General features: G+C 46.7%; 10 protein-coding genes. 3 read left to right on the top strand and 7 right to left on the bottom strand.

Annotated features, from left to right (window positions below; all coding sequences use genetic code 11):
- Positions 1–6: 6 nt before the first annotated feature.
- On the bottom strand, positions 7–912 hold the full coding sequence (locus A1s21148_RS00455; protein ID WP_095670543.1) for a carbohydrate kinase family protein: 906 nt from the start codon (positions 910–912) through the stop codon (positions 7–9).
- Complete coding sequence (locus tag A1s21148_RS00450) at positions 909–1,400, bottom strand: heme-degrading domain-containing protein (RefSeq protein WP_095670542.1); 492 nt, start codon at positions 1,398–1,400, stop codon at positions 909–911. Before A1s21148_RS00450 ends, A1s21148_RS00455 begins: the two co-directional genes overlap by 4 nt.
- 90 nt (positions 1,401–1,490) lie before the next feature.
- Between A1s21148_RS00450 and A1s21148_RS00445 the strand changes: the two genes are divergently transcribed.
- A complete protein-coding gene (locus tag A1s21148_RS00445) occupies positions 1,491–3,242 on the top strand; it encodes a M23 family metallopeptidase (protein WP_095670541.1) in 1,752 nt (583 codons plus the stop codon).
- Here the strand turns inward: A1s21148_RS00445 and A1s21148_RS07475 are convergent.
- Positions 3,216–3,380: a hypothetical protein gene (locus A1s21148_RS07475; RefSeq protein ID WP_190276894.1), complete on the bottom strand. Its 165-nt coding sequence runs from the start codon at positions 3,378–3,380 to the stop codon at positions 3,216–3,218. The genes A1s21148_RS00445 and A1s21148_RS07475 overlap by 27 nt on opposite strands.
- Before the next feature lie 94 nt (positions 3,381–3,474).
- Here A1s21148_RS07475 and A1s21148_RS00440 point away from each other — a divergent pair, with 94 nt between their 5' ends.
- Positions 3,475–4,428, top strand: coding sequence for an NAD-dependent epimerase/dehydratase family protein (locus A1s21148_RS00440; protein WP_095670540.1), 954 nt, complete (start codon positions 3,475–3,477; stop codon positions 4,426–4,428).
- 25 nt (positions 4,429–4,453) lie between these two features.
- A complete protein-coding gene (locus A1s21148_RS00435) occupies positions 4,454–5,794 on the top strand; it encodes a hypothetical protein (RefSeq protein WP_095670539.1) in 1,341 nt (446 codons plus the stop codon).
- Here A1s21148_RS00435 and A1s21148_RS00430 read toward each other — a convergent pair.
- The 4 genes from A1s21148_RS00430 to A1s21148_RS00415 all read right to left on the bottom strand — a co-directional run bounded on the left by A1s21148_RS00430 (position 5,781) and on the right by A1s21148_RS00415 (position 12,284).
- On the bottom strand, positions 5,781–6,986 hold the full coding sequence (locus A1s21148_RS00430) for a nucleotide sugar dehydrogenase (RefSeq protein WP_095670538.1): 1,206 nt from the start codon (positions 6,984–6,986) through the stop codon (positions 5,781–5,783). The two genes, A1s21148_RS00435 and A1s21148_RS00430, sit on opposite strands and share 14 nt — an antisense overlap.
- Positions 6,983–8,698 carry an O-antigen ligase family protein gene (locus tag A1s21148_RS00425; RefSeq protein WP_095670537.1) on the bottom strand — a complete coding sequence of 572 codons (1,716 nt, stop codon included), beginning with the start codon at positions 8,696–8,698 and terminating at the stop codon, positions 6,983–6,985. Before A1s21148_RS00425 ends, A1s21148_RS00430 begins: the two co-directional genes overlap by 4 nt.
- Before the next feature lie 125 nt (positions 8,699–8,823).
- On the bottom strand, positions 8,824–10,743 hold the full coding sequence (locus tag A1s21148_RS00420) for a hypothetical protein (RefSeq protein ID WP_095670536.1): 1,920 nt from the start codon (positions 10,741–10,743) through the stop codon (positions 8,824–8,826).
- Positions 10,744–10,916: 173 nt separating this feature from the next.
- Positions 10,917–12,284: an RNA polymerase sigma factor gene (locus A1s21148_RS00415; protein ID WP_223299396.1), complete on the bottom strand. Its 1,368-nt coding sequence runs from the start codon at positions 12,282–12,284 to the stop codon at positions 10,917–10,919.
- Positions 12,285–12,404: the final 120 nt, after the last annotated feature.

Here is a 12,404-nt window from a genome sequence, read left to right as displayed (position 1 = left end):
ACCCTCTTAGAGTTTTGCGAGCTCGTGCTTGTAAGGAGGTTGCGCCCCCGCACGAGAACATGTGATCGCGGCAGCTGCTGCTGCGCGCGCCAAGACTTTCTTTAAACCTTCACCTTGCAAAGACATAATTCCATCTTGAATCATCGCTTCAACGATGATCGCGCCAACAGTGTCACCAGCGCCAACCGTGTCGACAACTTCTACTTTCACACCAGGTGTTTCTTCGCTTCCGCCTTCAGTAAAACCGATCGAACCATTTGCACCACGCGTAACAACCACAAGTGCGGCACCATCTTTAACCCAGCGCTTGGCTACGTCTTCAAACTTTTGATCAGGAAATAGCCAAGCCAGATCATCATCGCTGACCTTGATAACACTTGAGATTGCCGCCCATTTTTCAACGGCTGCCTGATAAAGATCGCGATCTCCCATTACAGATGGGCGAATATTTGGATCAAAGACGATCGGTGCAAACTCCGCCACCTGCAGCGCCCAGTCGTATAAAACACTTGCCCCGGGCTCGATAATCGTTACCAGCGTGCCGATATGGAGCACATTTGGCTTATGCACTGAAGGATCCGGCAACCACTTTAAATCGAAATCAAATGTTGCTGTGCCATCGATCTTAAATTCGTATGTCGCACCACCATCGGCGCCGAGCGAAACAATCGCCAAACAAGTTGGTTTATCACTGGTCAAAGCTAAATCTAGTTTTACTTCATCAGCCAACAACTCCGCACGAGCAGAAACCCCGTAATCGTCGGTTGAAATTCCATCAATAAAGTGAACATCATGGCCAAGTCGCGCCAGCGCCTTTGCGGTATTTGCAGGTCCGCCACCAACAACAGCCACACGTTCTGGTGTGCCCGGCAACAAATCAATCAATACTTCTCCGCAAACCCAGATGCTCATGCGTTCTCTCCTTGACGTGCCAAATATTCGGTAATTACTTCAACGCCCAACAAATGATCATCAACTTGCGGCAATCCGCTAATCAACAAAATTCCTGCCAAACCTTTACCCGCAACATTTAACGCCAAGCCGCCACCGTGAATTGCATGGAGCTCTTCACTCAAACCGGTCTCCAAATACCAATCAACACCGCGTTCTTCAGCAGCTACTCGCTCATGCATCGTCGACTTACCTGTCGCCATAACAACTCGCGCCTTACGCGCCACCCAAGAATCGTTATCTGGTTTCGAACCTGGCAGAGCAACTTTAAAAACAGTCCAGTCGCCCAAACGAACTTCCACAATTATCGGCAGCGCCCGTGCACTAGCTTTAGCAAAACCAATCTCGCCAATTTCAATCGCTTGCGCCTGAGTCAAAGACGGCAAAATCAAAGCCTCGGCCTCGCGCGCAAGCCCTGCGCCGGTAAAGCCCCCGGTAGTTTCGACCATTGACCAAGATTAAGGGTTGACCCTATTAATTAACGAACTTTTAACCGAGCACCTCTAGGCATCCCCAGCCCCCGGGAGTACCTTCTTCGCATGAAAAGAGTCCTAGCCCTTGCCCTTGCCGCAACTATTTCAGTTTTCGGCACTTCACCAGCAGTCGCAGCGAATCCGAAGGCAGGAGCCACTTGTACGAAGTTAAATCAAAAGGTTAATTTCGCAGACAAGACATTCACGTGTGTGAAAAAAGGATCCAAGTTGGTTTGGAACGCTGGCGTTGCATCAGCCAAACCCGCTGCCAATAAAAGCGCTTCAGAAGGTTTTCTCTGCACTGAAGGCAGCGCACCAACAAAGAGTGCAAATGGAACAACTCTGTATTGCACAAAAGGTGGGGATGGAAAAAGTTCATGGCGACCACAAGCACAACAAGGCAGTGGTGGTGGATCTGGAACTGGCGGAGGCGGAAGCGGCGGAGGCGGCGGAGGCGGTGGAAATAACCAAAACACCTCTTTCAAATTAGGTCAGCTCGGATCTTCTTGCAGCAAAAATGGTGAAATAGGTTGGAATGGTTTAATCACTGCAATATGTAAGAATGGAAAAGTTAGTTACGTGCTCGCAACCGATGTTCCAAAAACACCAGCGAGCGGTTACACATCACGCCCTGATTGGTATCCAACTCTTGCGCAGATTCTTGGTGGACCAAGTGCCAAAGAACCAACTTGTTCTCCCTCAACAATTAAGTTCACTTCTCCAATACTTCCGCTAGATCAATTAGCCCCATCAATTCCTTATGGATACATGATTACGACACACGTAACGCCGATTGATCACGCTTATATAGGTTTGAAGTCACTCTCGAAATCCGCATCACAACTCACAGCCGCTGATTATGTTCCGGTAACTTCACCGGCAGATGGAATAATCACCGAAGTTTCAAACCTTGGATCGCCTAATTCGCATCGAGTAGTAATTGACCATGGTTGTAACGTTTTCTCTGTCTATATGGTTATGAATAAAGTAACTGGCGTACTGGCATCTCTTGCTACGAAAGCAAGTAACAATGGATATCTAAGGGCTAATGTCAAAGTTAAAGCGGGCGAAGAGTTTGGGCGACAAGCCGAAACTATGCTCGACTTCAACATATTTGATGGAACAACTTGGCTTTCAGGGTTCCAGAATCCGCAGGCATATCTGACTTTGGATACATGGAAACCATACACAGCTGACTATTTACCTTTCTTTACTAGTGAAATCAGAACGGCGATGGAAGCACAGCTCCAGAAAACAAGTTCACCACGCATTGGAAAGATTGATTACGATATCGCTGGAACAGCGTCAGGAAACTGGTTCTTGGCTGGAACAAATGGTTACGCTGGTCGATTAAACAGTGATTATGAAAATGCAACCGCAATGTTGGGTAGCGGAAGCGTTCCTGGGAAGAACGATTATTCCTGGAGCCACCTTGCTATTGCGCCCCACCAAGTCGATACCAAAGCATGGGTCTTTTCATCTGGTTGGTGGAACGATCCAAAGGGTGATGCTGATCAAGCCGTACTTGTTGTTGCATCCGGTCAGGTTGCGCCAGATAAATTAACAGCAGCTAGTGGAATGGTTGTCTACAAACTTGCACAACTTTCCTATGCACCACCGGCTGGTGTTGCCACAAATCCTCCAGGAAGTATGGCTCCTTGGCCGGTTGGTTACACCATCGTCACAGGCCGTGATCGTGGGGTGGTTGCGCTTCAAGTAAATGCAGATGGATCTTTGAGTCTCGAGTTGAATACATCGTTGTCTTCAATTTCAGGCTTTACTTCATTTACTTCAGCAAAGCGCACCTACAATCGCTGAATAAACCGATGTGATATCGCTATGGCTCATCGTCGTTAACTGCAACGCCAAGGTGAGCCCCAAGCCAATACCCAACAACCACGCAGCCCAATCGGTGCCCGCACTCGAATACTTACGAACGCCCGCTACCGATGTCATATGCAAAGCCTGCCTTATAACTCTGTGAACTATCTGGGCGATACCCGAGAGCCAGCCCCTAAATTTCCACACTTGCCCCGATAGACTTCACCCTATGCGCGTTTTCATCACCGGTGGAGCCGGTTTTATCGGTTCTCACCTCTGTGATGCCCTGCTTATAGAAGGCCACCAGGTCTCGATCCTCGACAACATGTCCACGGGATCTGCAGCCAATATCGCCCACATCAAAGACCAGATCGAAATCCACCAAGGCGATATCCGCGACGTCGCCCTCGTCGAAAAAGCGATGGCCCCTGCCGACCTAGTTCTGCACATGGCAGCAGCTCTTGGCGTTAACACAATCCTGGAAAACCCAATCGAATCTGTTTCAACAAATTTCACAGGTTCTGAGGTAGTTCTAAATGCCGCAACCAAACTCAATAAGCGAATCATCATCGCAAGTACTTCTGAAGTTTATGGAAAGAACCCTAAGCAACCTTTATCTGAAACCGATGACCGCGTAGTCGGTGCTCCACAGAAGATTCGTTGGACTTATTCAGATGCCAAAGCTCTCGAAGAAGCCATCGCTCACGCACTGTTTCTAACCAAGGAACTCAAAGTAACCACCGTTCGCCTCTTCAATACCGTGGGCCCACGTCAAACCGGCCACTATGGAATGGTTGTTCCACGCTTTATCCAGTCTGCACTCAAAAACGAACCAATCACAATCTACGGCGATGGAACCCAATCCCGAGTCTTCTGCCATGTTGCGGACGCTGTCCGTGCAATCCTGACAATTGCCAAGACCGATTCAACAATCGGTGAGGTCTACAACATCGGTGGAGTTGGCGAAACCACAATCAACCAACTTGCTGAAAAGATCATCGAGCGCACAAAATCAACTTCAACACTGACTTACACGCCATACGATCAGGCTTACACGGCTGGCTATGAAGATATGCAGCGCCGCGTTCCGGATATCACAAAGATAATGAACGCAATCGGTTGGTCACCAGAAAACAATTTGGATTCAATCATTGACGACGTATCTTCTGAAATGAATAAGTAAGAAAGTCACATAAAGGAGTAGGGAAATGGCTAAGCAAATAAAGTCAAAGAAGTCTATTGTTGAACTTGCAAAGAGCGACCGAAAATTAAACAAATACCTGATTGTTTTCCCTGCAATCGCGCTCCTAATCAAGCTAATTGTCATTTTCAATATCCAAGCCGGTGGCTGGGCTGGCGCGGATGGAGAAAATTACCTGGCCGGTGTTGACGGTCTATTAAATCAAGGATTCTTTTCCACTCAAGAAAAGCTCACTTACTGGCCAGCCGGATATCCAATTCTGATTTGGCCTTTCGCAGCAATTTCCTTGACCAAATTTCTCTATATGTTGAGCATTGTTCAATCACTTTTCTTTGCTTATTCAACTTACTTTTTGAGTAAAGCTATTCAAAAATCGACTCTTTCTTACCTGGCGTTTACAGCAAGTTTACTGATTAGCTTCAACCCGACTCTTGCCTTGGGAAGTTTGGCCATTGGATATGAGACTCCCGTTGCATCCTGCATGATGATGGCTCTCGGTCTAGCAATCAAATCTTTGACGAAGCCTGATGAAGATAATAAATCTTTGCGTATAGCTGCTTTTATTGGCCTTTGGTTCGGGCTTGCCAGTTTTGTTCAACCGAGATTTCTATTGGTTGGGGTTGTATTTCTATTGATTCATACGTTTTATCTATATGGAAAAAAACTGAATGTTAAGTTCATAGCTGTAGGTGCTATTGCAATCGTCCTGCTTCCGGCTTTATTAGTATTCAGAAACGCCCAAGCTGTAGATAAGGCAACTATCTCAACCAATTTAGGTGTGACGATGTATCTTGGGGTTGGCGAAGATACTCTTGGTGGCTATAACCGAATTGGCCCTGGGATTGCATGCGAACCGAAAACTCCTGGTGCAGAAGTTTCAGAAAACGAACTAGTTCTCTGTATCGTGAAATGGTATTTATCTAACCCTTCAAAGACAGTTAAGCTCGCATTCAATAAATCTCTCTATTTCTGGTCTCCATGGTCTGGTCCAGTTGCCGAAGGAACGATGGCCAGAAATCCTTGGCTAAAGATTTCACCTGTCCAGAACATGCAGAAGTCGGTAGATGGTGCCAATCTTGTCCGAGGGGGATTTGGAAAGTTCATTTCCTACTCTTGGCTTGTTGGACAACTAGCTCTACTAGTTTGGGGATTCTTTTCGCTTAAGCGCCGAGGGAAGTTTGAAATGCAAGTAGCAGTGCTCGCTTTAACACCAATAGCACTTGCTTGGCTAATAACATTGGGAACAATTGGCGATCATCGGTTTAGAATTCCAACGATGAGCCTTAGTATTTTATTGCAGGTAGCGGGAATACTTGCGATCCGTCAGCGAATTACTAAAGCCCTTTAGCTCCACTGATTTTGCCAGTTGTATCAAATACATACGGAGCCGATTTCTTTACGGATTCGATGTCAATAACTGAATGTAGAGTTACAACAATTGCAATTTCTGCACCGCCCAAAGCAGAAGATTCTCGGCCTCGCCAGATTTTAACCACCGGATCGTGCCAAGTCACCAAAGCGCCCTCTGCTTTCAATGCTTGAATAACAAGTTCTGCTGGAGTCTCACGAACATCTGCAACATTTGGTTTATAGGCAACACCAACCACTTGAACTTTTTTACCATTTAGTGTTCCTTGGTTATCACTTTTTACGCGTTCAACTATGTATTTTGGCATTTCAAGATTTACTTCGTTTGCTCGCTCAATAAAAGTTGCTGGAACACCTTTTTCAGCCGCAACGTGGGCAAGATAAGAAGGATCAACAGGTATGCAATGTCCACCTACACCGGCACTAGGGTTGAATTTCATAAATCCGTAGGGCTTCGTGTTCGCCGCTTCTAAAGTTTCATGAACTGAGATTCCAAGCGCATGTGAAATCTCTGCAAATTCATTTACAAGCGCAATATTAACTTGCCGGAAAGTATTTTCGAAAAGCTTTGCGGCTTCGGCGACTTCTGGTGAAGAAACTTCTACCAAGTTGTCACAAAATGTTGAGTAAAACTCTCTAGTTTTATCGGTCGCTTCTTGCGTTAATCCTGCGAAGAGCCTTGGGGTATTCTTTTGATTCCAATCGGTACGGCCTGGATCAACGCGTTCTGGGGATATCGCATATAAATGATCCACTTTGTTTGCTGAGTACATTTCAACAAGTGGCTTTATGTAGTCGCGAAGTGTTCCGGGGAAAGATGTCGATTCATTAATAATCAGTGCCTGTTTCGAAAGAGAAGAGCCAATAGTTTTACACGCAGATTCAATATATCCAAGATCTGGCTTTCTATCTTGAGTTAGGGGTGTGGGAACAGCTATCACTACGATATCTGCACCTGAAATATCGGATGGGCTACTTGTCGCAAGATATTTTCCATGAGAAATCGCTTCAGCAATATCTTTTGATTCAACACCCTCTATATGAGAGATGCCTTTGTTAAGCCGCTCGACATTCTCAAGATTGTTATCGAATCCGATAACCTGATGGTGTTTGGAGGCGAATGCCGAGATTGTAAGTCCGACATAACCTTGTCCGATGATCGCTATCTTCATTGTTTTGGCACGTCAAAAATGTTCTTGTTCATAGGATCAATTCGTAGCAAATTTTTCTTCGCTAACTCTCTCTCTTCGGGAGTTGACTTCTGAATGTAATAGAGCATTTTCCAAGCATCGAAAAATTCAGGATTAAAATCGACTCCAATTTTCGCGTATTTGTACGCTTGATCATAAAGTTTATTGGCTTCAAAAAGTTGTGTTGCATTTGCATAGCGGAAAGAACCTTGTGGATTTAAATATCCAGGCGTCAGCGCCTTTTCTATTTGCTCAACACTTCCGCTGCTAAGTGCGGCTTTCCACTTTGTATCAGAACTATACGGAGGAACGGCTATCAATAAACCAACTACAGCGCCAAGTGCTCCGACCATGAATGGAGAAAGTCCAACGCTCTGCTTTGTCTTCTTGCTTTTTATTGACCCAATATTACCTTGATTCGCACCATCTTTTGAATCAGAAATTCGTGTGGCGCGCTCGTAAGCAATCAATGTGCCGCCAAGTAACCAGCCCCAGATGGCCAAGCCGATCTGATTGATACTGATGATCGACTGAACTTGATAGCAAATCCAAGCAACTGCAAGTCCTATGAAGGTGAAGTCGTAAGATTTATTCCGCAGCACCACTTTAACAATTGCGATTGTGACCAAAATAATAATTGCGATGTATGCAATGAACATTGGCCAACCACCATAAGCCAGTTGATCAAGAACCACATTGTGTGCAGCGTTAGAGATGGTGTTAGGCCCCGGATTTATCAGCGCTTGATCATCTCGAAGCCTTCTATACCAATCACCGTAAGTATCCATACCAACGCCTGAAAATGGGAACTTCTCAGCCATATTCCATCCGGCTTGCCAATATTCTCCACGAAGTGAAACTGAATTCTTATAAATCAAACTTGTGAGCGGTCCCTTTTGAAGAGCGCCCAGCGTAGCGATTACTCCGCCAATCAACACGAGGAGAGAATAAACACTCGGGATAAGTGGAGAAGCAAATTTAGATCTAAGGAAAAAGAAACCAACAAGGGACATGCCACCAGCTGCAACGACAATTCCCTGAATAGCACTCGATGACTCAATCTCAATGAATGTAATCAAAAGCAATACGATTGATGGTGCTCTAAATTTCCAATCAAGATTCGGTTTAATTGTTAAGGCAAATAAAACGCTTGCGAACATCCCAAGAAATGCGCCAATAAAGTTTGGATTACCAAACGTGCCTAGAATATTTCCGTACGGGTTGGTCCAGCCAATAAAGTCTCCGAAGGTGATTACCCATAAGGAGTAAATGGCATTCACAGCGCCAGCAGCAAGCAGGCCGTAGGAGACCTTTAGAAAGCTAGCCTTCTGGAATAACGCAAGGGCTGAAACAAAAAGTAGAATTAGTAAGAAGTAAGTTACGAGACCCGTATTTCTTCCGTATGCACCATAAACAAGTTGCGACATTGGTGCATCACTTTGCACAACCGAGTTAATAACAGTGAATGAGAAAACAACAGCCAAGGCAATAGCCACCTTGTAGTTTGCCCAAAGATCTCTAGCCCCAAATGAAATAGCAAGCGTTATGGCTGCGCCGGCAACCCCTCCAAGGGCAAGTAGCTTGGTCACATTTACCGGATCAGTAACGGCGCCCCAAACTACAAAGATGGTTATAAAGGTTGAGCCGACCATCAATAGGCGGGCAAGTGACTTCTCTGCAACCGAGTTCAACATAAGCCTAATCTTACTTTCTACTTAACTACTTATTACCCACAAACTTGCCCCCAGAAAGCCGAAACCCGGCCCCTCCGAAGAGGGAACCGGGTTTCGGTTCTAGATCTTTAGAAGATCGAGGCTAATTAAGCCTTTACCTTCTTCTGGATCTTTACTACGAGGTTAGTCAATGTAGTGATCTGTGCACGAAGTGCTGAGATCAACTGTGTGACCTGTGCTGAAAGCTCAGCAACTGCATCTACGGCCTCTTGTGCCATAGCTGTTGCTGCCTCTGCTGCCTCTGCTGCAGATAGAGCTGCATCAGTAGCATCGTTCGCTGCTGCTGTTGCTTCTTCTGCTGCAGCAGCTGCTGCTCCACCATCTGCCGCAACTACATCAGCTGAAACAGTCTTTGCTACTGCTGACTTAGCAGTTGTAGCGAATGTTCCTGTTGTGTACTTGAAGGTGAATGTTCCCTGGTATGCAGGCATGTAGATCTTGAAGGTCTGTACGCCTGAAGTTAGGCCAAGGCCGCTTCCTGTTAGCTGTGTTCCAGTGATAGTCGCTGAACCGCCACCTAGTTGTACTGGAGCAACGATTCCGCCTGTTGCGAATACTGTGTAGGTTTCGCCATCAGCAAGAACAAGGCCGTCCTTGTCAACAGGTGTTACAGAGATTACTGCTAGTTCACCTGGAAGGTATGAAGTCTTGTCGAATGCAACCTTGATATCGTCAAGAGCTGTTGCTCCTCCACCAACACGCACTGATACAGCTGCTGCATTTACACCAGTAGTGGCTGTTGCAGATGACTTAGTACCAATTGTGATTGATGCAGTTCCGGCAGCTACTGCTGTTAGGTCTACTAGGTAGCCCTTTTCAGTAGTGTCGTATGCGACTGACTGTGATGTGTAATTTCCTGAGATCTTTGTTGTATCTGAAGAAGTTACGTAGAAAGTAACAGGTGTTGTCATGATGTTTGTACCTGCTGCATCAGCAAGCTTAACAAGAACAGCATCTGCACCCTGAGCTGAGACTCCAATAACAGCCTTTTCGACTGTTGCTGTTGCTGTTGTTGCATCACCGAAGAATGTAATTGTCTCAGTTGCGAGAACAACGCCAGCCTTTGATTGGATTTCAATTGTTGAAACTCCTGAAGAGCCATCACCATATACTGCTACCGCGTCGCCGGCTGCAACAGCGATTGCACGACCACGTGCATCTGCTGTTCCAGATAATGTTGACTTAGTTGCGTAAGTATTTGTGATTGCGCCTGAACCTAGAAGACCAGGTCCTGACTTAACAATAGCTGTGTAAGACTCACCAGTTGTTGTAACCGCTGAAGCATTCTTCAAAGTTACTTTGATGTAAGCAACTTGGTTAGATGCCGCTGAGATTGCAGACGTCGCTGCAGTCTTCGCTGTCTTTACAGCAGTAACAGTTGCATCTGAAGCAACAGTGGTGTCAGCTGATGTTGTGATGATTGAAGTTGCAGAAGTTGCAACCGTATCTGTCAAAGGATCCGCTGTTACAGTGATTGTCAATGTTGCGTTGGAAGCGTTCTTAAGTCCGCCACCAGCTGTTACGGCTGGGACAAGTGTAAGAACGTATGTTCCAACCTTTACACCTGCATCTTGTGAACCAGTTGATGCCACCATGTTGATTTTGAACTTTGCAGACACATACTTAACGGCTTCAGATGGAGCAACATAAGCAAGTTGAGCAAGGTCATCGCCAACTAGGCCCTGTGCCGCAGTCATTGCAACTGTGTCAACAAAAGCGTTTGAAGTTTCAGCAAGTGTCAGCTGTGGAACAGCTGTGCTTCCTGCTGGTGATGAAGTTACGTAAGCTGTTACTGACATTGAGTCAGAAGCTAATGCACCGTAGAAAGCGAGAGTCGCAGTTGTAGCTGTCGATGTTTCGCTATCTTTCATTGATGCTGTAGCCGATGAGAGAGTTAGTGTGTCCGCTGAAGTTGCAGCCGTTGAAGGCACAACTGACATAACACCAAAGCCCATCGCAGCAACTGTTACAAGCGCAATGCGCTTGAAAGTTGTCTTTGTAGACATTTGTTTCCTTTCGATAGTCGATCTACGGACGATCCGTAGGTCGGCTCGGAGTGAACTAGTCACTCCTTCTCGATACATCGCACGTGCTGATGTATCAAATTCCCCGCCGTGTATCCGGACGCGACGGAGAAATCTATTTAGGTGAAATTTCACGTGCTTCACCTTTTTACCTTTTACTTCTTGTCTTCAGTCACAAGAATTGACTGAGCCAAAATTTGTGTCTTGCCTGCATTAAGAACTAGTCGAGTTGTAATCGACTTGATAGGACCTGTTAGGTCGAAGCCGCGGTTGCCCACGGGAATATAGAACTCTGAAGTTGGGGTTGAGACTACGAGAATTCTAACGGTCACAAGGTACTGCCCGTTGGACATCCGCTCAAAATCGGCAGTTGTGGCGCCTAGGTTGAGTGGGGTCCAGCTTCCTGCAACACCAGCTGAAACCCCATTTACGAGGTAAGTGGTGCCGTTGCCATCCACTGTGATGCTCTGAGAGATCATCACATTTGGGCCACCGACCGCTGTTATGGCCTGGGTGGTCAACTCTGTTCCGGCTTCAGTGGCTACCGGCGTATTTTTATTTACGCGGATGGTGCCTGGGGTGCCGTCCTGGGTCGCAACAGTGAAACCTGTTGGGATGCCCTTTTCGTCCAAGCCTGGGAAGACCAGCTTGGCTGACTTGATTGCCACGCCTGAGACCATGGTGCTGGACTTCTTAGCTGGCATTGAAATAGAAGGTGTTGGAGTGCTTGCCTCAACTGGAGCAACCGCATCAGATGAGCCAGCAACTGGGCCAGATGCGATCTCTGATGGAGCAGAAGGAGTAATCGATACTCCTTCGCGGCCGGTCATTGCGTTAAAGCCAAGGAAAGCGGTGACAACTAATAGGAGTGAAAGAGCAACCTTGGAAGATTTCTGGGCAAGCTCTGCTGCCTTCTTGTAAGTAGTAGAAAGCATGTCAAGCGCTGTTAGGCCACGCTCTTCGTCGATAACGAGCTCTGAAAGCACGCGGCGAAGTGATGTGCGAGCGCGAGAAACAGTGTGGCGCACTGCAGATTCCTTGATTCCAAGTTCTGCTGCGATTTCCTCTGTTGAACGGCCTTCCATTTCCCACATAACAAGCGCTGCGCGCTCTGCAGGAGAAAGAAGTGCCAAAGCCTGACGAATGATTGCTGCATCTTCTGCAGCAGAAATAGCTTGTGAATGATCCCCGTCTACCTGCCATGCAGCTTCAACCTCAGCCTGGGCATCGTCGATAACCACAAGGTTAGGGCGACGACCTTCAAGGCGGAACAAGTCGATGCAGAGGTTTTCGATGGTGCGGTGCAAATAAGAAAGTGCATGATCTTTTGATTCAAGTTCTGGAGCAGCAAGCATGAACTTAATCAAGGCATCTTGGGTGATTTCTTCAGCCTTAGCGGAATCCTTTAGGACGCGATTAGCGTGGGCGAGAAGCTCTGAACGGTGCTCTGTGTAGAAAGCACCGAGCTCTGCGACGGTCCACACACGAGGACCTGCAGAGGCTGCAGACTTCTTAAATGCCACTTTGGGACTTCCTTCTTAACCGGTTTTGTACTTCAGCGACACCCGTCGGTGCCTCTATAGCCTTCTACGAATCCTAGCCCTATATGTAGCGGGGAAGGGACAAAACGGACATTTCACCAG

This window comes from Candidatus Planktophila lacus, assembly GCF_002287925.1.
GTDB lineage: Bacteria > Actinomycetota > Actinomycetes > Nanopelagicales > Nanopelagicaceae > Planktophila > Planktophila lacus.
Note: the sequence above shows the minus strand (reverse complement) of the source record. Positions and strands in the feature narration are given on the sequence as shown.